At 42.7% G+C, this 20946-nt stretch carries 15 protein-coding genes and 2 riboswitches; of the genes, 12 read left to right on the top strand and 3 right to left on the bottom strand.

Annotated elements, in window-relative coordinates; genetic code table 11:
- Positions 1-2: 2 nt before the first annotated feature.
- Positions 3-902: an endonuclease/exonuclease/phosphatase family protein gene (locus KOL94_RS17160; RefSeq protein ID WP_260412500.1), complete on the bottom strand. Its 900-nt coding sequence runs from the start codon at positions 900-902 to the stop codon at positions 3-5.
- A 496-nt stretch (positions 903-1398) separates the two neighbouring features.
- Between KOL94_RS17160 and KOL94_RS17155 the strand changes: the two genes are divergently transcribed.
- Together KOL94_RS17155 and KOL94_RS17150 are read left to right on the top strand one after the other, a co-directional pair.
- Positions 1399-5715, top strand: coding sequence for a S8 family serine peptidase (locus KOL94_RS17155; RefSeq protein WP_221567833.1), 4317 nt, complete (start codon positions 1399-1401; stop codon positions 5713-5715).
- 203 nt (positions 5716-5918) lie between these two features.
- The gene (locus KOL94_RS17150; RefSeq protein ID WP_221567832.1) at positions 5919-6812 is read left to right on the top strand and encodes a glycerophosphodiester phosphodiesterase; all 894 of its coding nucleotides are present in this window, start codon (positions 5919-5921) and stop codon (positions 6810-6812) included.
- 347 nt (positions 6813-7159) lie between these two features.
- Here KOL94_RS17150 and metE read toward each other — a convergent pair whose 3' ends face one another.
- A complete protein-coding gene (gene metE / locus KOL94_RS17145) occupies positions 7160-9466 on the bottom strand; it encodes a 5-methyltetrahydropteroyltriglutamate--homocysteine S-methyltransferase (protein WP_221567831.1) in 2307 nt (768 codons plus the stop codon).
- 237 nt (positions 9467-9703) lie between these two features.
- Positions 9704-9901: riboswitch (cobalamin riboswitch) on the bottom strand.
- 54 nt (positions 9902-9955) lie between these two features.
- Positions 9956-10068, bottom strand: a riboswitch (SAM riboswitch).
- Positions 10069-10243: 175 nt separating this feature from the next.
- On the opposite strand from metE, the gene KOL94_RS17140 reads away from it, so the two are divergent.
- From KOL94_RS17140 to KOL94_RS25340, 8 genes are all read left to right on the top strand, one after another.
- The gene (locus KOL94_RS17140; RefSeq protein ID WP_221567830.1) at positions 10244-10798 is read left to right on the top strand and encodes a TetR/AcrR family transcriptional regulator; all 555 of its coding nucleotides are present in this window, start codon (positions 10244-10246) and stop codon (positions 10796-10798) included.
- A gap of 58 nt (positions 10799-10856) precedes the next feature.
- Positions 10857-12308 (top strand): serine hydrolase domain-containing protein, encoded by a 1452-nt coding sequence (locus KOL94_RS17135; RefSeq protein WP_221567829.1) that lies wholly within the window; start codon positions 10857-10859, stop codon positions 12306-12308.
- Between the two features lie 81 nt (positions 12309-12389).
- Complete coding sequence (locus KOL94_RS17130; protein WP_221567828.1) at positions 12390-12782, top strand: hypothetical protein; 393 nt, start codon at positions 12390-12392, stop codon at positions 12780-12782.
- Positions 12783-12884: 102 nt separating this feature from the next.
- Entirely contained in the window at positions 12885-14033 is a 1149-nt protein-coding gene (locus KOL94_RS17125; protein ID WP_221567827.1) for a sensor histidine kinase, read from the top strand.
- The gene (locus tag KOL94_RS17120; protein ID WP_221567826.1) at positions 14030-14632 is read left to right on the top strand and encodes a response regulator transcription factor; all 603 of its coding nucleotides are present in this window, start codon (positions 14030-14032) and stop codon (positions 14630-14632) included. The genes KOL94_RS17125 and KOL94_RS17120 overlap by 4 nt, the downstream gene beginning before the upstream one ends.
- A 58-nt stretch (positions 14633-14690) precedes the next feature.
- The gene (locus tag KOL94_RS17115; RefSeq protein WP_221567825.1) at positions 14691-15356 is read left to right on the top strand and encodes a DUF1295 domain-containing protein; all 666 of its coding nucleotides are present in this window, start codon (positions 14691-14693) and stop codon (positions 15354-15356) included.
- 19 nt (positions 15357-15375) lie between these two features.
- Positions 15376-15927, top strand: coding sequence for an alpha/beta fold hydrolase (locus KOL94_RS25345; protein ID WP_260412499.1), 552 nt, complete (start codon positions 15376-15378; stop codon positions 15925-15927).
- On the top strand, positions 15867-16244 hold the full coding sequence (locus KOL94_RS25340; protein WP_260412498.1) for an alpha/beta fold hydrolase: 378 nt from the start codon (positions 15867-15869) through the stop codon (positions 16242-16244). Before KOL94_RS25345 ends, KOL94_RS25340 begins: the two co-directional genes overlap by 61 nt.
- Positions 16245-16423: 179 nt before the next feature.
- Here KOL94_RS25340 and KOL94_RS17105 read toward each other — a convergent pair whose 3' ends face one another.
- Positions 16424-16858 carry a DUF4309 domain-containing protein gene (locus tag KOL94_RS17105; RefSeq protein ID WP_221567824.1) on the bottom strand — a complete coding sequence of 145 codons (435 nt, stop codon included), beginning with the start codon at positions 16856-16858 and terminating at the stop codon, positions 16424-16426.
- A gap of 1164 nt (positions 16859-18022) precedes the next feature.
- Between KOL94_RS17105 and qoxA the strand changes: the two genes are divergently transcribed.
- The gene (gene qoxA, locus KOL94_RS17100) at positions 18023-18961 is read left to right on the top strand and encodes a cytochrome aa3 quinol oxidase subunit II (protein WP_221567823.1); all 939 of its coding nucleotides are present in this window, start codon (positions 18023-18025) and stop codon (positions 18959-18961) included.
- A gap of 48 nt (positions 18962-19009) precedes the next feature.
- Positions 19010-20944, top strand: coding sequence for a cytochrome aa3 quinol oxidase subunit I (qoxB, locus tag KOL94_RS17095; RefSeq protein WP_221567822.1), 1935 nt, complete (start codon positions 19010-19012; stop codon positions 20942-20944).
- The last annotated feature ends 2 nt before the right edge of the window (positions 20945-20946 follow it).

Below are 20946 nucleotides of genomic sequence, written 5' to 3'. Positions count from 1 at the left end.
AATTAGTCATCTCCTTTCAAAATAGGTCCATTATTGCCTCGGGTCACAGTGATATCTGCAATGACAGGCAAATGATCTGAGGCTAGGGTGGATAAAACTTCACTATGCTGAACGGTCATGTTATCAGACGTGTAAATGTAATCGATCCGCTTTGCAGGTGAGAGGGCAGAGTATGTAAATCCGGGCGAATCATCTCCTGTAACAGCCCATGCGTCTGTGAACGTATCGAATAACGGTGCGAGTTCTGGCGCATCCGGTGTGGCGTTCATATCGCCGACAAGGATTTTATCTCCAGCTTGGCCCTCGAAAATATTCAACATATCATCCACCTGCATCGTTCTGATCGTTGGATCGCCTCGATAGTCCAGATGGGTGACATAAAATGGGATAAGAGTACCTTTTACATTGATGATCGCTTCAGCAAAGCCCGGCGAAAGCTTCGGTTCCGGCTCAGCATCTTGTGTTGATAGTCTTGTAATCTCTTGATTGGTGGCTTGGACAATTGGATATTTACTGAGTACAGCTACGCCAAATTGTCTTCTAGGGGCATCTTCAGAAACGGGGTCAAAATCATAGATTGGGGCGAAAAAGTAATGCATATCCAGCTGATCGGCAAGATCCTCGATGATGTTGTCATTGTTGCTCCGGGCTCCCCAATGGACATCAACCTCCTGCAAACCGATGATCTCGGCTCCGGACTCCTCAATGACATTAGCAATCCGATCGGTGTCATAAACACCGTCCGAACCGGCACCAGCATGAATATTGTACGTCATGACACGGACATCCACTTCTGTACCGCTGGAAGCATCTTCGGCGAATATTGTTTCAGTTCCACCGAACATACCAAACATAATCATTCCTAACACAGCAATACGTACCAACAACTTGAAAACATTCAAATTTGTCCTCTCCCTTGCTATGTAATCACTTTCATGGAAAAGTCTAACAACAACTGGTATAGATGTCTATACGACTATGCTCCTTAATATCTAAATATAATATGTTGAACCCTGGGACTCAGGAATGAATTAAGAGGAAAGAAGGGGGAAAAAGTGAGATTAGTAGATCAATTGTAGAAAAATGCATAGGTTGGTGGTTCGCCGGAAAGTACCAAAACTAGCCAATCATGCAGATTAGAAAAGATATTAGGTGAATCGCTTCATTAGCATCTACCTATTATTACCGTTTCTATTCCTGAAATGAGATACTACGACCTATTTACTTCATCCAGGAAACTCCCTAGTATTTTTTATGATAGAAAAATAAACCAATTTTTATAATTTAAGACAAAAAGTGACTAGCTCTTCAATCATGTCCATCCGATTTTTCGACAGATACAATTTTGTTGCTAATTGACACTTGTCATTTTAAGCATAAATAACAGGGGAAGGAATGATGAGGTTGAAAAGAGGAAGTCCTAAATGGACAAGGTTATTCATCACCTTACTGACGGTGGTTTTGGCATTGGGCACGATTCTAGTCAGTTTTCAAAACAATGCAAACGCTGATCCTCCAAAAGGTGATATAGAATTACATCGTGTCATTTTAGAATTGGAAGCACCATCTGTATTTTCTCAAGTTATGGACAAGAGAAATTCTTCATTTTCTGCACATGAAATGAAAGACGTTCATAACCTCCAGTCAAAAGTAAAACAATCCCACCAAGATGTTCTGAAAAAAGCATCTACGAAAGGCATCGACGTACATCCACTTCATGAGTACTCTTTCACCTTCAATGGAATTTCACTTAAACTACCAAAGAGTCAAATTAAAACGCTATCTACATTACCAGGAGTCAAACAAATTCATACTGATGAAACCTTCACAGCCACTCTTGAAAACAGTGTGCGACACATAAATGCACCGGAAGTCTGGAATACGGAAGATAAGGAAGGACAGCCTGTTACCGGACATGGTACCACGGTTGCTGTATTGGATACTGGGATCGATTATACCCATCCGGATCTCGGTGGGGAATTCGGTCCTGAAAACAAAGTCGTGGGAGGCTATGACTTTGTAAATGGCGACGATGACCCGATGGACGATCACGGACACGGATCACATGTCGCGGGTATCATTGCAGCAAATGGAGAAGTCACAGGTGTTGCACCGGATGCATCATTATCCGCATATAAAGTTTTGAACAACTATGGCTTCGGGCAAGTGTCCGATATTTTAGCTGCAATTGAGCATGCCGTAGATCCAGCCAATCCATACCGAGCGGATGTCATTAATCTAAGCCTCGGTGGACCAGGAGATGAGAACAGTCCACTATCGATAGCAGCAGCAGAGGCTGTTAGAGCAGGTGTGACAGTGGTGGCATCAGCTGGAAACGATGGACCTGGTTATGAAACGATCAGCTCACCGGGAAATACACCGGAAGTACTGACGGTAGGCGCCAGTATCAGCGGGGTTCAAGTTCCGGATATCAGCGTCATTGAGCCTATAGATCGTCACTTGGAATCTGTCAGGCTGCCATTTTCGGCAAATCCACCAGAAAATGAAGTTGTGTCCGAATTGGTCGATGTCGGTATGGGAATGCCTGGAGATTATGAAGATGTAGATGTTGATGTTGATGGGAAAATCGTATTGATGCAATCCGGCTGGAATGACTTTGATAAAGCGGTATATGCGGAAGAACAAGGTGCCTTTGCAGCCATATTTTATGATCAAGGACTTGGGGGGCCTCTATCGACACTGGATGGTGCTGTTCCTACCAAAGATGCTCCCAAAGGGATCGTTCATCAAGGTACCAAAAAACAACATGAATTTTCCGTTGGTCCAACTTTTGACGGTCGATTGGAGCAATTGATCGTGCTTGAAATTGAAAATCGGAGCGGTAATGAACTGAAAGCCCTCCTCGAAGAACAAAACGTTCAGATTTCAACAACAGGTAAAGACGTTACCGATGAAATCCCAGCATTTAGTTCGAGAGGTTCAACGATTGACTATAAAATGAAACCCGATCTTGTCGCTCCAGGTGTAGAAATCAAATCAACAGTACCGACAGCCTTACATTCTACTGGTTATTACCGATTCTCCGGGACAAGCATGGCCGCGCCTCATGTTGCAGGTGCTGCAGCTCTGTTGAAGCAATTGAATCCAACATGGAATCCAGAAGACATTTCCGGAGCTTTAGCAAGTTCGGCCGATCCACTCCCAAATTATGATCCGATTACACAGGGTGCAGGTCGATTGAACGTTCAAGCAGCCACTAAAGCAAATGTGACAGCATCTCCAAAATCACTTTCATTTGGAATCGCTGATCTCAGTGAAACAACCATTTCGGAAAGCGCAGCCATAACACTAAAAAATAATGGAGAGAATCCTCTGACATTCGAACTTACTAATAAGCGTTTCGGGGAAGAAGGTGCAGAAATCAACATATCGCCATCCTTAGTAACCGTGCCTTCTGGTGAAGAAAAGTCGGTCCAGGTGGAGATTTCTATGAAAAATCCTGAACAAGATCTCGACGTAATGGGATGGATCGAAGCAATCGTCCAATCCGACGCAGATCACCCGGAGATAAGTATTCCTTATTATTTAGGAATTCGCCCAATGAAAATATACGCAACTCCAGATCCTGCCTATACAGAGTCAGAAGCATTCATCTATAGTCCCGTAACATTGGCGGAAGATCCTGTTTTGACGATTAAGACACCAGAGGGGGTCACAAAGCAAGTTGCCGCTGAATTTGATCATGACTATTGGTGGCGGGCTCCGATCGAAGTGGATTCAGAAGGTGTTTATGAATTGTCAGCAAACGGCATCACGAAAAGTGATATTCATTTAAATGGAACAGCATTAATGGAAGCTATCCCCCCTGAAAATGATAACCGTGGAAAAGCATTCTGGCAGTCGGTGGGACCAAATGCCATTGGCGGGAACGAGCTTTTGAAACCAGGCAAGAAGCAGTGGATTACTGCAGATCCTGAAATTCCAGGCATGTTCATTTCAGATAATGATATGGAAACCTGGAAGGAGATTCGCAACTTACCGGTTGCTGGTGGTTGGACCAATGATGTTGTTGTGGACCCGACCAACCCAGACCGAATCTATGCAGCGATCAACGGAACAACCGATCCGGCATATGAAGGGAAAATTACGTCAACTCGTGATGGCGGTGATACATGGACGACACTCTCGTTTCCGAACGTGGAATTAACAGGATTGGATATCAGTAATGATGGACAAACGCTCGCCGCTGTTTCAGATGAAAACCTCTATATCAGCAACAACCAGGGGAACGACTGGAACCAGGTGCCAGGGCAATGGAACCAGATTAAAGATATCAATATTACCGATGAGTCTATTTATTTCAGTGCTTCGGATGGCATATATGCCCTGCAAGGTTTCACTGAAAGAACCGCCTATCCTGAAAAATTGTTTTCTCCTACAGAAGGAAGAGGTAACCTTACCGCTGGCGAAGACGATTTCCTATTGTTCGCAACCTCTTATCCAAGTCGCCTCTATGTGTCAGAGGATGGTGGGAAGAACTGGGATATTCTTCGTGAGGAAAGGTTCTCAATGTGGATGCTTGAATATGAAAAAGAAAGGATATACGTGGGAACGCCAGGACAGACAATGTATAGTTCTGACAAAGGGGCAACATGGAAGGAGTTGGAGAAACCTTTAACGGGAGCATCTATCCACGATGTGTTTATCCAAGACAATAAAAACAAAAAGGATAAAGTTTATATCACATCCAGTTATGGTGGCGTTTTTACAACTGATGATGAAGGAAAGTCTTATGAACGCAAAGGAGTCCCTGGAGCGATTGTCCATGATGTATCGATTGCCAAAAGTGCGAATAAGGAGTATTTGATAGCCGGGACCCCATGGGACACGTATCGAACCGAAATCAAAAAGAATGAAAATATTGACGGATCAGTCCTTGAGTGGGGGTCCTCCGGCAGAGAAGGCTATCTAGGTAACGAGACGAGATTGTTGGCCACGTCTCCACAACAATCAAATATTGTGTATAAAGTAAATAAAGGGGTTCTCAGTAATTTTACAGTTTACAAGAGTGTTGATGGTGGGGAGACATGGGATTTGATTACCTCTGCAGGTGAAACACCATATGCCCTCATGATCCACCCAGCGGATCCGGACATCATCTACATCTCTTATTGGTCACTTAAGCAAAGCGGACTTTTGATTAGTCAAGATGGAGGGGAGAGCTGGAAAAATGTCTCCCGTGATAAGCCTGCGTTTGCAATCGCAGGCGATCCGAACAATCCAAGTAAGGTTTGGGTTGGGGATGATCAAGGATTGCACCTTTCTTCCGATGGCGGAGAATCATTCGAACGCATTAACGATACACCAATCAACACAATTACAGTCAATCCCGAGAACCCTGAGCATCTCATGATTGGAGGACGGGATCTCTTCTACAGTGAAGACGGGGGTAAAACTTTACACGAAGCGGACTTTACGAACCTAAGCATGTACGTGAATGATATTCTCATCTCACCAGAAAACCCTGATATCGTTTACGCTTCCACTGGTTCTTTTTACGAAGCAGGGCTCTTGAAAAGCGGAAGGGGAGTATTGCACAGTACAGATGGTGGAAGAACATGGTCGAATTTCTCTCAAGGACTCAACAATCGTGATACGACATCACTCGAAATGTCTCCTGATGGGAAGCACCTTTACGTCGGAACGGTCGGCGGTAGCGTCTATCGGTTGAAGTTGAATAAAGGGAAAAAATGATGGAAGAATAGTAGAATTGAATTTACTAGGATTTTTGATATCAAAACGCAGGTGATTTCATTGTCGAAATCACTTGCGTTTTTTCTATTGTCGCGAATAGGTTAACAATTGTGTAACCAACTCTTTAAATAACAAGAATAGTAGCTTCATAGTTTTGGTCTATCCTTTTTATTGGATTTACATATAGAAAGGATGGAATCACTATGAAAAAATTATTGAGAAATGGTGTTGTGGCTGCTGCACTTTTAGGAATGGGAACGACGTTAGCATCCCCGGCAACAGCTGCCGATCAACGTACTGAAAAACCAAGTTTGAATCCGAATCAGATCTTGAATGTCGCCCATCGAGGTGCTTCAGGTTATGCGCCTGAACATACGCTTCCGTCTTATGAGTTAGGGGAAAAGATGAAGGGCGATTATGTGGAAGTCGATCTTCAAATGACAAAAGACGGTGAACTGATCGCGATGCATGATGAAACACTCGATCGTACAACCAACGGAACCGGATTAGTGAAGGATCATACGCTTGAAGAAATCAAACAACTCGATGCCGGCTCTTGGTTCAATGAAAAGTATCCTCAAATGGCGAAAGAAGAATACGCAGGGGTGCAAGTTCCAACCCTTGATGAAGTAATTGAAAAGTTCGGGAAAAGTACCAATTACTATATCGAGACCAAATCACCAGATGTTTATCCGGGAATGGAAGAAAACCTCCTTGAAACGCTTGAAAAACATGGTTTGACAGGGCCAAATAATCCTTCCAGTCAGGTGATCATCCAGTCATTCAGCCCTGAAAGTTTGAAGAAAGTCCATGATCTGAACCCTAAAATTCCGCTTGTCCAATTGCTCTGGTATACAAGCCCAGCGACGATTACAGACGTGGAACTCGAACAATACAAACAATACGCTGTCGGTGTCGGGATGAACCACGATCGGATTGATGAATCCTATGTACAAAAGGTCAGGGAACACGACCTGCTGATTCATCCGTATACCGTAAACGAAAAAGAAGACATGGAAAAACTCCTCGACTGGGGCGTGACTGGAATGTTTACGAATTACCCGAACCGTCTCCATGAAGTATTGGAAAGCAGATAACGAATGAAAGGGAAGCTCCCATAAGTACGGAAATCCTCAAGACCCATTGCTGAAACAGTTTCGGAAGGGCCAGAAGCGGACATAGGAGACGTTATTTTCCAAAAAATCGTGCACTTGAAAAAAATAGCGGACACAGGAGACCTTATTTCGCAAAAACCATAGTAAATCGGTTCATTTGTTCACAGATAACGGCTCTGGTGTCCGCTAAATTCTAAAACACTGCATTTTTGTTACAAATAACGTCCCTGGTGTCCGCTATGACTTCACAAAAACCCGTGTCAACCAAAAAGGCTGTCCCAAACATCGAGAAAAATGGATGTTTCGGGTCAGCCCTCTTTTATACTTTATTATTCACTCACTAAAATCTTTTGTTTTTCTTTCTTCCGAATCTGTCTGGCTGCTTGGACCATGTTCGTAAGAGCTGCCGTTGTTTCACTGATTCCTCGTGTTTTCAACCCACAGTCCGGATTAACCCAGAATTGGCGGGGATGGAGGACCTTCAATGCGCGTAAGATGTTTCTCTCTATTTCATCTACTCCAGGGATACGGGGACTATGAATGTCATATACTCCGAGCCCAATCCCTTTTTCATAGGACTGTTTCTCAAAATCTACAATCAATTCTCCATGGCTTCGAGCTGCTTCAATCGAAATGACATCAGCATCCAATTGGTCGATGGTATCCATGATTTCCCCGAACTCGGAATAACACATATGGGTATGGATTTGAGTTTCATCTTTTACAGTACTAGTAGCAAGCTTGAATGCATAAACGGCTTCCTCCAAATATTGCGTTTGTTTCTTGGTTTTCAATGGCAATCCTTCCCGTAAAGCCGGTTCATCAACCTGGATCATATGGATAGCCTTTTCTTCCAAAAATTCAATTTCTTTCTGCAATGCCAATGCGATTTGTTGGGTGACATCAAACCTGCTGATATCTTCCCGGACAAAGGACCAATTCAGGATGGTTATAGGTCCAGTCAGCATTCCTTTAACCGGTTTATCCGTCAACGATTGCGCGTAGCTGATTTCTTTGACGGTCATCGGTTCTGTCAACGCTACATCTCCGTAAATGATCGGCGGTTTCACGCAACGAGAGCCATAAGATTGAACCCAGGCGAATCTCGTAAAAGCAAATCCTTTCAATTTCTCACCAAAAAACTCGACCATATCATTTCGTTCAAATTCTCCGTGCACCAAGACATCTAGACCGATATCCTCTTGACGCTGGATCCATTCATTTATATTAGCTTCAATAAATGCGTTATACTCTTGATCGGACCATTCACCTCTACGCCATTTCAGCCGCGCTTGACGAATTTCGGTTGTTTGCGGGAGACTGCCGATCGTGGTTGTCGGCAACAATGGAAGCTTGAAAAAGCCTTCATGGATTTTTTGACGTATAGAAAAATGTGTTCCCCGTTTTGGTTCTACACCTTTCCAACGATCCATTTCTTTTTGGACGCTTTGATTATTAATAGCTGGTGATTTCAGCAGTTCTTCTCGACAGCGTGATTGCTCTTTTATTTTTTCGTCAATCGTATCTCTGCCATGGTTTAATCCCTCTGTCAAAACGACGACCTCTTCTAGTTTCTCATCAGCGAATGATAAGGCGTTTTTCAGGGTAGGATCCAATTCCTTTTCGGTTGTGACCGTGACTGGAACGTGCAAAAGGCTGCAAGAAGGTTGGACGATCAAGCGATCATTACTGACTACTGAAAGGACGGTTTCGAGTACTCCCATTGTTTTATCCAGATCGTCCCGCCAAATATTGCGGCCATTGATCACCCCTGCTGCAAGGGTTTTATCGCTTGGGAAGCTGTGTTTTTTCAGTGCTGCTAGATTCGCTCCTCCGTCATGTACGAAATCAAGACCAATACCGGCAACTGGGAGGGAAACGACCTCTTCATAATGATCTACAGCCTCATAATAGGTCTGGAGCAGAATTTTTGTGCTCGATAGTTTGTTGTCAATGGTTTCATAGACGTTTTTGAATGTGTTGATTTCTTCAGCAGTTATCGTAGTTGCAAGGATCGGTTCGTCGATTTGTACCCACTCAGCACCAGCACTCTCAAGATCTTGCAGCACTTGTATGTAAAGGGGAACAAGTTTATCGAGTAATTTGGTGAAATTTTTTTCGTCAAAGCCTTTTGCTAATTTTAAAAATGTTATGGGGCCGAGGATGACCGGCTTTCCGTTAATCCCAAGATCTTTGGCCTCCAGGAAATAGTTCAGTAAGCGGTTTTCAGTTAGCTCTGGTTCTGAGTCAGAACCAATCTCAGGCACGATATAGTGATAATTGGTGTTGAACCATTTGGTCATTTCTGAAGCAACAGCTTCCTCATTACCACGGGCGATATCAAAATAGGTTTCTAAAGGTACCTTCCCTTGTTGATGATGAAAACGGTCAGGGACAAAGCCGAACATCACAGCTGTATCGAGGACTTGGTCATATAGACTGAAGTCACCGACAGGGATCAGGTCAATCCCGATCACTTTTTGTTTTTTTAGATTATGGATTCGTAGCTCCTTTAAATTTGTAGAAAGTTCATTTTCAGAAATATTACCTTTCCAAAATCCTTCAAGTACTTTTTTCCATTCTCGTTTTTCACCGATTCTTGGATAACCGATTGATGAACTTGCTGCTTTCGACATGTTCATTCCTCCTAGTTCATATTTTGGACAGTAAAAAAGAGCTCTCCCATGCAAGTGTCTGAACTTCTCCGTATTTACGAACAAATCGGGTCAATGTAATAGTGACTCAAAATGTTGTGATGGAGGTCTGACACTGTTCATATGGAACAGCTCATGTTTTGACAGCATGATCAAATTCAGCCTGTGATGACAGACTGATACCGTTAAAACGCGCAACACCTCCCTATTCCTCGTAGGTTCTAGTGCAATCAACAGGCAGGTCTCCTGACTTATGATCTTCACATACCTGCGCCTTCCCATCTATATAAGATAGTGACATCTGGCAGGCAGCTCCCAATTACAGTGGCGGGACCGTGCCGGATTTTCACCGGCCTTCCCTTTTAAGTTGATAAGCCCAATGAACTTATACAACACCTGAGTGATCTGCAATATTCAGTTTTCCGTGTATATGAAAAAAAACCTCTAGAAGAGAGGTTTACATACACACCTCTCTTATTTTTCAAAGCATATGCTTTGCTGGAATTGGCACCACAATCAACACGTATACGTTGATAGGTTGCCGGGTTTCATCGGGCCAGTCCCTCCACCACTCTGAATAAGAGATACTATTTGATTGATTAAGAGCATACTAGCATTGAATAAGTGACCTGTCAACGGTCGGATCAATAAAAATCATCCGAAAAATGATCAATAGGCTAACGGCTTCGGGTGTGAATTGACATTCAATCTAAACGGGAATATAATTTGGTTGGTTGACCAAACAATTGAGGTGAGATGATGACAAAAGATGACAAAAGACAACGACTGATTGATGCGGCGTATAAAGTGTTTGCTCGTAAGGGTTTTAACAACGCATCCATTAAAGATATTGCAAGAGAAGCGGAAATTACGCCTGGCCTTGTCCATTACTACTTCAAAAGCAAGGAAGAATTGCTGATTTCTGTCCAGAATAGCATTCAAAAAAGCTACCAGCAGCAATATGCTGGGAAGGAAGCGCGCGAGCTTAAATTGCAAGAGACGTTAGAGGAAATCAAATCACGTGTTGAAAATGATCCTGACTGGTATCGGTGGAGATATGAATTATTTTCACTTGGTTTGAAAGATGAAAATCTTCAGGAAGAACTGGCTTTAATCCTCGAAAATGGAAGAAAAAGCTTATCTGTGCCTATGAAACAACATACAGAAATGACTGGGAAAGAAGATCAGCTGGCTGCCATCCTGCTGGCATGTTTCGATGGGCTTGCCCTACAAAAAATGGCCGATAAGGACTTCGATCTCGATGGTGCCTATCAAAGCTTAATGGAAATGTTGGAAATCTATTTTAGAAAATAGGTTTCTATTTTCACATGATATTGGTTGGTTGACCAAATAAATATGGTAGGTGGATACGATGCTAAGAATATTAGTAGTTTTGTTGGTATTGTTTGTTCCAAGTATAGCAATAGCAGAAGAAGAAAAGTCCCAAAAAGAGTTGCTTGAGACTTTTATGGAAGAAGCGATGGAAGTATACAAGATTCCTGGAGCCTCTTTAGGTTTAGTCCAGAACGGGGAGGTGACGTTCAAACAATCATTTGGAGAACAGGGCAATGGGGAGCCTGTAACAAATCAAACACTTTTTACGATAGGGTCTGTGAGTAAACCGTTGACAAGCCTGGGTATTTTGAAGCTGGCAGAAAAAGGGGACATCAAACTGGATGAGCCGATCGATACCTATATTTCCTTTGATTATGGACAATCGGACAGTCGGTTCGAAATAACCATCAGACAACTGCTGTCTCATACAAGTGGAATTGGTACATTTGAAGGTCTGCAAGTAGCCGATCAGAATTTAAGAGGGAAAGAAGCAATTGCAGAAGCTGTGGCAGAACTTGAACCAGTCGAACTCACTGCTCAGCCTGGGGAAATCCATCAATATAGCGCTGCCAACTATTTGCTGCTTGGCAAGATCATTGAAGAAGTATCGGGGATTCCTTTTGCAGAATATATGCAAAAGGAAGTGTTTGCAAGCTTGGGAATGGATCGAACGTATGCTACATATTCAGAGGCGGAGAAATCAGGGTACCAACCTGGTCACCAATCGTGGTTCGGAAAACCAATCAAAAGTGATCTTTGGTTTGATGACAGCGGAGCTCCTTATGGGTATATGGCCTCTACAATGAATGATATGACAACGTTCATTACACGATTGGTAGATCGAGAGAGTTTGTTATCTGAACCTTATTTAACGATGTATTTTTCACCTGAGGTCCATAGGAAAGAGGATTACTACTATGGTTTAGGCTGGAGGATGAACACCAATGACGATGATCCTTTTATTTTCCATGGCGGAGAAACGCCGGATACGAGGGCGGAGTTGTTCATCAGCCAATCTAAAGATTATGCCTTTGTATTACTAACAAATAAGAATAATTTTTCAGAAGTCATGCAGACGATCCACATGAAAGAAGGAATCCGATCAATCATTGAAAAACAAGAAGTGAAGCCATTACCCGAAACTAGCTACAAAATGCAATGGTTGACGTTATCCGTGACAGCTTTCATAACACTCCTGTCACTTTGGAACTTGATACGACTGGCAAGGAAAAAGGTGATACATCAAAGATTATGGTTCGCCTTAGCAGCATTTTCAATCCTTTTGGCAATCCTTCTGATTCCGCTTTTGGTTACCATATTTGAAGCACCGTGGCATACATTTGTTGCATATGGGCCGGAGACAGTCTTATTCATCAAAATAATGATAGGTGTTTTCATAATCAATGGGCTAGGGCTCTTTGTAATTTTAGGATGGAATAAGTTGAAGGGAGACTCTCGATCACCGGAACAACTGACAAATGTCATCTGAATGATATGACACTGCTTACTGATGAGTGGAGATCTCAACGTGATAGTGTAGTGGTAGTTCCTTAAGAAAGAAGGTGAATGTATGAAGACCATCTTGACGACAGGGTTAGGAGTAGGAGTCGTTTCAGGGATTGCCGCTATCTTATTGTATGAGGTATTGTGCCATTTATTAGGAGTGACTTTTGAGCAACTGAATCCGACATCAATCATGATTGCTTCCATCATCGTGAATATAATTGGTGCAATAATTTACTCGTCTCTCAAAAAGAAGACGTCCAGTCCGAGAATGTATTATGCAATGATCACGATTGGAGTTGCTTTATTCCTTTCTTGGATGGATTGGGCCTATCCGCCTGAACCCGGAATCGCAGATGTTGCAAATCCGATTCATGCGATTGTAGCTACACTTTCAATCGCTTGGATTCCAATCTGGATCAACAAACGTAAAATAAAAGATTCGAGCGCATCTTTATAAAAATATTGCGAGGAAAGGATATCCATTTTCTCCACTAATATCCACTTTTGCATGTTACTATGTTAATAGAGAAGTAGAAAATAATAAGCGACGTGATAAAAAATGAATCTACTCAGATGGGGTAAACTCCGGTTGTTTCCAAAGCGGTTCGGAATGTTTCCATATATTTTTCTCGTGTATATGTTGATACCGGTCCTTATGATGCGGTCGGAGGTTGGGATGAAAGCGATCTTGGGCTATGCGATGATCGCCTTATTCCTTGTTTCTTACCGTCAGCTTTTTTATTCGATCTATAAAAACAGCCGTTACTTCACATTCTGGTTGTCTGTCCAATTATCCATCATCTTCATATTCAGTCTTTTCTACCAGCCGGATTATCTGTTTCTCGGTTTTTACCCAGCAATCTTTATCGGTTGGTATCCAAAGAAGAAACCGTTCTACACAGGCCTTGCTATGTTATTCATCATCCAAGTGGTCCCTGTCCTGTATCACACCTTCCAAGAAACAAATCCCTACAATCTGGGTTATATTTTCCCATCCATTATCATTTTACTGCTATCACCATTTGGTTTCAGATCGATACGCAAACGGATTGATCTGGAGCAGCAACTTCAACAAGCCAATGCCAAGATCAATGAATACGCAGCAAGGGAAGAACGGATGAGGATTGCTCGGGATTTGCATGATACGCTCGGTCATACGTTATCTCTTATTACATTGAAAAGCCAGTTGGTCGGTCGAGTTGCTTCGATTGATCCCGAAAGAGCCAGGTCAGAAGCTAAGGAAATAGAAAATACATCACGGGCAGCACTGAAGCAGGTACGGGAGCTCGTGTCCGACATGAGGACAGTGAAACTGACTGATGAGTTGGTCGAAATACGACGGATCCTTCAAGCAGCCGGTATTGATTTTGACTTGATCCATCATGACGGTGTTGAAGACATCCCACCGTTGACTCAGAATATTCTCAGTATGTGCTTGAAGGAAGCTACGACCAATGTGATCAAGCATAGTGGAGCAGCCAATTGCTTAATCACAATAAAACATTCTACGACTGAACTGACAGTTACTGTGAAAGATGATGGAATCGGGTTGGATGAAGAAAATTCGAATGGGAACGGATTAAAGGGTATGAAAGAGAGGCTAGAGCTGATTGACGGAAATCTAACCATTACAGGACGAAATGGAACAGTTGTAGAAATGAAGGTTCCACTGGTGCGAAAATCAGAGAAAGCAGGTGCTGGCTTATGATAAAGATTTTGGTAGCGGAAGACCAGAGGATGCTTCTTGGGGCACTCAGTTCTCTGCTTGATATGGAAGAAGATATGGAGGTGATCAGCCAGACGATGAATGGTCAAGAGGCGTTTGAAGCGATTGTTAATCATCAGCCGGATGTGTGTCTCATGGATATTGAAATGCCGGGCTGCAGTGGTCTTGACGTAGCCGGGAAGTTGGCTGAAATTTCACATCCATGCAAAATCATCATACTGACGACATTCGCCCGTCCAGGTTATTTCGAACGTGCTGTTAAAACTGGTGTCCATGGTTATTTACTGAAAGATGGCTCGATCGATGACCTTTCTAATTCCATCCGGAAAGTCGTTTCAGGGCAACGTGTCTTCAGCCCTGAGTTGATGATGACCACCATGACCCAAGAAAATCCGTTGACGGAACGCGAGCAGGAGATTCTTCAGCTTGCTGCTTCAGGCATGACGACGAAGGAAATCACCAAGGAACTTTTCCTTTCTCATGGAACTGTCCGGAATTATATCTCAGAAATCATTCATAAGCTAGAAGCTAAAAACCGGATCGAAGCGATAAAAAACGCCGAAAAGAAAGGGTGGATCTGATCCCTGAGTTCTCAAAACGGTTCATTTTTCCTGCCAGTTTATGAAAGGATGATTGGTCATGTACGGTGCAGTAGACAAGTCTTTGCCGCAACGAATAGCCATTCTTGCATGTGAATGTATTTTCCTTCTGTTTGTGTATTGGTTTTTATTTTTAGAAGGGAACCAAGTTTTCCATTTATCCGACGGCGACTTTGGACGAAAAGTGATGTTGTTTATCTTTTGTCTGATTATATTTGTGAGAATGAGTTTCATGGTGGTTTATTTGTTGAAGCGGGGGATTACGTGGGGAGAAACATGGGGAGTCGTCTTTGCTTTTATGATCTATTATATTGGGTTTTCCTTACTAGGCGGCATCATAGACAAGCCCCTTGATTGGATTGACGGGATCGCCATCTTTATTTTTTTGGCTGGCTCTGTGATCAATACGTTATCTGAAGTATTGAGGAATCAGTGGAAAAAGGATTCTCAGAACAAAGGCAGGCTTTATACAGGTGGATTATTCAAATATGCCATCCACATCAATTATTTCGGAGATGTCGTTTGGGTGATCGGGTTTGCTCTGCTCACCAGGAATTTGTGGTCAGCGTTGGTACCTGCCTTTTTAGTCATAATGTTCGTCTATTTCAATATACCTGAGCATGATCGCTATTTAAGAGAACGATACGGAAATTCATTTGTAGAGTATGAAAAGAAGACGAAGAAACTGATTCCTTTTGTGTATTGATTAGAGGAGGGGAAAATACATGAAAACAACACTGGATAATGGTGAAACACTTTCGTATAAAATAAGACCAGGTGGTGCTTGTAACCTAGTATTGCTGCATGGAAATATGGCATCTTCAGATCAGTGGGATCTTCTTATGGAAGATCTGGATCCAAGATATACAGTGTATGCCGTTGATTTAAGAGGATATGGCAAGTCTACGTACCACACCTCGATTCAATCAATAAGCGATTTTTCGAAAGATTTAAAGTTGTTTACAGATGAACTGGGGTTAAAGTCCTTCCATTTGATGGGCTGGTCGAATGGTGGTGGAGTAGCGATGCAATTTGCAGCTGATTACCCAGAAATAGTAGAGAAATTGATATTGTTAGCATCGATGTCCACTCGTGGATATCCCTTATATGATCCTGACGGAGAAAGAGTTCAAACAAAAGAACAGATTGTGTTGGACACCGGTTTGAACATGATGTTGGACGCACAAAGAAAGATAAACAATTCTTTAAAACAGCGATGGATCAATTGCTCTATTCACGTAACCAACCAGAAGAAAACCGGTATGAAAAATACTTAGAGAATGCGATGGAGCAACGTAATATCCTGGACGTAGCCTATGCTGCCAATAGATTCAATATCAGCACAGCCTCGAATGGTGTGGTCGATGGTACCGGTGACATCGGCCGAATCAAAGCCCCAGCACTTGTACTATGGGGAAAAGAAGATCTTATCACGTCAGAACAAATGACACACGAAATCATCAACGACATGAGAGAGCACGGCATCGAGGTGAAATATTCAACCTTGCCCGCAGGTCATTCTGCACTTATAGATAATTTGGAAGGAGTACTTCGGGAGGTTGAGCTGTTTTTAAGTTCAGAAAACGAACGATGATGACCTCTTCAGAAGAATGAAAACCTACAATATTCCTCAGCAGGAAAGACGTACTCTTTGAAAGTGAGTACGCCTTTCCTGCTGAGGATCAGTTTTCTGGATAGGAGACGATATATCGATCCAGTTTTGGATTTGGATCATTCCACGCGCCTTCAAATACAAACTCTAATTCATAATTTTCATGATCGGTATTTTGTGACATAATACATCCCTTCTTTTTCTTCTTCACTCTCAGGTTCACCGATGACCTCCTTCAGTTCTGATAGATGGATTGTATCCAATGCTGGATCGAAATCTTCAATCGCAGTGATTGTCTTCCTGCCAGTTGAGTTGTCATAGAGGAAGAGGACATGATGGTCAAAATAAGTCGCTGCAGCAGTACTCAGCTCATCCGGTTCTCCCCAGGCTTTTTCGACCTTCTTTAGCGAATCACCAACAGAGAAAGGAACACTATTGATTGTTTGTCGGGATTCATAGGCTAACCCCATGATTTGTCTGATCAAAAGGTCAGGTGAAGATTGTTGTGCTTCTGAAGCTGCAGAACCGAGAGTCGCCCCCAGCAACATAAGAAATGCTACGGTCAAAATCGTGAAGCCCCGTCTAACTAGTTCCATGCTTTTCAATATCAAACATCCTTTCCATATTCGTATCTTTCCTTTTTTATCCAGTTAGACGTCATACACATGAAAATGTATCAGTAAGATTGCTGGAGTCATAGGTAGGTAAAAAGATATGTTCTCTTACGAAAATCCCCGTTACCCTGCCAAATTTGATTTAAACGATCCAGGAAAATCCATGGGAAAACAGGGAAAGAGGTTCACCCACATCCGGGTATAAAGAATCCATCATTTTACATTTGGTTGGAGCGGAATTGAGACGAAGGAATCAATCCTAACTTAACGGACACCAGAGACCTTATTTACCTCCAAATGCCCATTTTCAGCGAACTAGCGGACACCAGAGACCTTATTTTGGAGAATCCGTTCACAATCAGAGGGTTTTGAGACAGATAACGTCTGTGGTGTCCGCTAATAACTGACAATACCACTCTTTTTCGCAATTAACGTCTTACGTGTCCGTTAATCCCAAAAATTCATCCTACTAATATCGAGTCCTAACTCATCTAGGGCTCGTTTTTATTTAAAGATAGGTAAGTATAAAATTCAGGCTACCAAAGGGCTTCGAAGTTGTGGTTTTTCAGTGGAATGTTTTCGTGTTTTGTAGATAAAATCTTGTTTTTGTAGATAATTTCGGATTTTTGTAGATAAATCTTCGCAATTGTAGGTAATTTCAAATTTTTGTAATTTACCTTCTGTTTTTTGTAGATAAATCAGAATTACATATAAGTTGACCAATGATTTTCCCTTATTTACGGTTAATCTCTTTCTTTTTATGAATAAATACCATCTAATTTTGCCTTAATTATTCTGTTTTTCTTCCATAATCGGGAAAAAACATCGATATTTGGAGAGGGGACGAAGTCTTTTGGAAAAGTTTAAGTTTTTTTTGCTGGCGGTTCCAAGAGCCTCCTAACTTGTACAAGATTTTAACATGAAAGTGAAATCGTGGTTGCGATGAGAAGTGTTAGAAGCTTTCCTTTTGCTTATAGTGACAATATTCAGATAATCGACAAAGGATTGTCAAAGGTTTTTAGCAAATTAGTGACAAAGTTCACAACTTCACAAAGTATCGTGAAAATCCTGATAAAATGGAGCCAAGAAAGTAGAAAAAATACTTATTTTCATAGATTTATCTAATGAGAAAAGAGGGGAACTTGTATGAAGCTCAAGTTGGCGTTGTTTGCCGTCATGATGTCTATCCTTACAGTACTGACAGGTTGTGAGCAATTAACCGTGTTGGATCCGAAAGGACCTCAAGCTGAAAGGTTAGCCAGTGACATCATGTTGACGATGTTGATGATGGCGGGAATTGTGATTGCAGTTTTCGTTTGGCTTGTGATCATGTTGGTGAAATACCGTGCATCCAAACAACCTGCAGACTATGAACCACCTCATATTGAAGGTAATCCGTGGGTGGAAGGAATATTGGTCGGGATTCCGGTTTTGATTGTTGCTTTCCTTTCTTTCGTTTCTGTTCAAAGTAACTATATCGTGGAATCTGCCCCGCAAGGATATGAAGAGAAAGAACCATTGGTCGTCTATGCTTCATCCTCGGACTGGAAGTGGCATTTCAGTTATCCGGAAGAAGGGATCGAGACGGTCAACTATTTATACATTCCAACAGATCGACCACTTGAATTCAGACTTTACTCACACGGACCGATCACGAGTTTCTGGATTCCTCAGCTCGGTGGGCAGAAATACGCAATGAATGCCCACGTAACGAAACTTCATCTGGCGGCTGACGTTGAAGGGGATTATATGGGACGAAATGCGAACTTCAGTGGTGAAGGATTTGCTGAGAACAAGTTCGATGTGACAGCCATGAACCAGGAAGAATTTGATGATTGGGTGAAAGAAGTAAAAGCAACGGCTGAACCGATCACCGAAGAAAAATTCGAGAAACTGCTAGAACCAGGTCATCTTGGCAGGATGACGTTCACCGGAACACACTTAGAATTCTCACCGGCTCCAGAACATCATCACGAAGGTGACAAGTATGAAGATAAAGATGAACATAAGCATTCTGAAGAACATCATTCAGCTTCCGATAAGGAAAGCTCCGATCACGATAAACACATGAATCACGACGAGTAAACGAACAGGTTTTACCGATTAAAGATATTTCGAAAGGAGTCAAAGCGTATGGAATTCTTTGAACGATTTGCCATACCACATCCGAGTTTTGCGATATATGCTTCAATGGTGGCAGCCGGTCTTACGCTGATCGCGATTGTCGCCGGCTTGACCTATTTTAAAAAATGGGGCTATCTCTGGCGGGAATGGATTACGACGGTTGACCATAAACGCATTGGGATCATGTACCTCATCTCTGCGTTAATGATGCTTTTCCGTGGTGGCGTAGATGCCATCATGATGCGCGCTCAGCTTGCTGTGCCAGACAATACGCTTTTGGATTCACAACACTATAATGAAATTTTTACAACGCACGGGGTCGTCATGATCCTATTCATGGCAATGCCGTTCATCATATTTTTTATGAACTTTGTCGTACCACTGCAAATCGGGGCGCGTGATGTTGCGTTCCCACGCTTGAACGCACTCAGTTTCTGGCTGTTTTTCATGGGTGCAATGCTTTTCAACATTTCATTCATGGTCGGCGGATCGCCTGACGCAGGGTGGACATCGTACTTCCCGCTTGCAGATGGAGAGTCTGTAGGTTCGCACTATTATATGATTGCGATTCAAATCGCTGGTATCGGTACTTTGATGACAGGGATCAACTTCATTACAACGATTCTTAAAATGAGAGCTCCCGGCATGACATTGATGAAGATGCCGATGTTCACATGGGCTTCTCTCATTACGAGCGTAATCATCGTGTTCGCGTTCCCTGTATTGACCGTTGCACTTGCAATGGGGACGATGGACCTCTTATTCGGAACACAGTTCTTCACATTGGAAAATGGCGGAATGGCGATGCTCTGGGCAAACCTGTTCTGGGTTTGGGGACACCCTGAAGTGTATATCTTGATTCTGCCGGCATTCGGGATCTACAGTGAAATCATTTCAACCTCTGCTCGCCGTAATCTATATGGCTATAAATCGATGGTTGGATCCATGGTGTTGATCTCGCTTCTATCATTCGTCGTATGGGCCCACCATTTCTTTACAATGGGTCAGGGAGCATTTGCGAACAGCATTTTCTCCATCACGACGATGGCGATTGCGGTTCCGACGGGAGTCAAGATATTCAACTGGCTGCTGACATTATGGAAAGGAAAAATCGAGTTTACGACGCCAATGCTCTATTCCATCCTTTTCATTCCTCTCTTCACACTGGGTGGGGTGACAGGGGTCATGTTGGCGATGTCGGCTGCAGACTATCAATATCATAATACGATGTTCCTGGTCGCTCACTTCCATAATGTGATCATTCCAGGTGTCGTGTTTGCGATGCTTGCTGGTCTGACGTTCTACTGGCCGAAAATGTTCGGTTTCATGTTGAATGAGAAAATCGGAAAGTGGACCGCATGGTTGCTTTCGATCGGTTTCCTGCTCGCCTTCATGCCGATGTATGTGACAGGTTTGGATGGTCAGGCACGACGTATGTACACCTATTCTGAATCAACAGGTTTTGGTCCTTTGAATATGGTCTCATTTGTTGGAGCGGCGATCATGGCAGTCGGCTTTGTACTGATCGTTTACAACATCTACTACAGTGTACGCTATGCTTCAAGAGACATCAGTGCAGATCCATGGGATGCACGTACGTTAGAGTGGGCAACTCACACACCGGTGCCTGAATATAACTTTGCGATCACACCGGAAGTGGCATCAAGTGAGGCATTATGGGACGTCAAGAAAAAGGGTCATGTGTTGTTTAAAGGGGATTATGAAAAAATCCACATGCCGAACAACAGTGGTGTACCGTTTATCATGAGCTGTATTTTCTTTGCATGGGGCTTCTCGCTCGTATTCAGCTTATGGATTCCGGCGATCATCACTACAATCGGAATCTTTATATGTATGACCTTGCGCTCTTTTGAGAAAGATCACGGACATTATATTTCTGTGAAAGAGATTGAAGACACAGAATCAGAAATGCGAGGTGCTTAAAA

Origin of the sequence: Alkalihalobacillus sp. TS-13 (assembly GCF_019720915.1) — a bacterium.
Classification (GTDB): Bacteria; Bacillota; Bacilli; order Bacillales; family Fictibacillaceae; genus Pseudalkalibacillus.
Note: the sequence above shows the minus strand (reverse complement) of the source record. Positions and strands in the feature narration are given on the sequence as shown.

Coding starts and splice junctions, on each gene's coding strand:
- KOL94_RS17135 (WP_221567829.1), top strand. CDS start 10,857: ATGCTAAGAATATTAGTAGTTTTGTTGGTATTGTTTGTTCCAAGTATA.
- KOL94_RS25345 (WP_260412499.1), top strand. CDS start 15,376: ATGAAAACAACACTGGATAATGGTGAAACACTTTCGTATAAAATAAGA.
- KOL94_RS17155 (WP_221567833.1), top strand. CDS start 1,399: ATGAGGTTGAAAAGAGGAAGTCCTAAATGGACAAGGTTATTCATCACC.
- KOL94_RS17115 (WP_221567825.1), top strand. CDS start 14,691: ATGTACGGTGCAGTAGACAAGTCTTTGCCGCAACGAATAGCCATTCTT.
- KOL94_RS17105 (WP_221567824.1), bottom strand. CDS start 16,858: ATGGAACTAGTTAGACGGGGCTTCACGATTTTGACCGTAGCATTTCTT.
- KOL94_RS25340 (WP_260412498.1), top strand. CDS start 15,867: ATGGATCAATTGCTCTATTCACGTAACCAACCAGAAGAAAACCGGTAT.
- KOL94_RS17125 (WP_221567827.1), top strand. CDS start 12,885: ATGAATCTACTCAGATGGGGTAAACTCCGGTTGTTTCCAAAGCGGTTC.
- KOL94_RS17140 (WP_221567830.1), top strand. CDS start 10,244: ATGACAAAAGATGACAAAAGACAACGACTGATTGATGCGGCGTATAAA.
- KOL94_RS17150 (WP_221567832.1), top strand. CDS start 5,919: ATGAAAAAATTATTGAGAAATGGTGTTGTGGCTGCTGCACTTTTAGGA.
- metE (WP_221567831.1), bottom strand. CDS start 9,466: ATGTCGAAAGCAGCAAGTTCATCAATCGGTTATCCAAGAATCGGTGAA.
- qoxA (WP_221567823.1), top strand. CDS start 18,023: ATGAAGCTCAAGTTGGCGTTGTTTGCCGTCATGATGTCTATCCTTACA.
- qoxB (WP_221567822.1), top strand. CDS start 19,010: ATGGAATTCTTTGAACGATTTGCCATACCACATCCGAGTTTTGCGATA.
- KOL94_RS17120 (WP_221567826.1), top strand. CDS start 14,030: ATGATAAAGATTTTGGTAGCGGAAGACCAGAGGATGCTTCTTGGGGCA.
- KOL94_RS17130 (WP_221567828.1), top strand. CDS start 12,390: ATGAAGACCATCTTGACGACAGGGTTAGGAGTAGGAGTCGTTTCAGGG.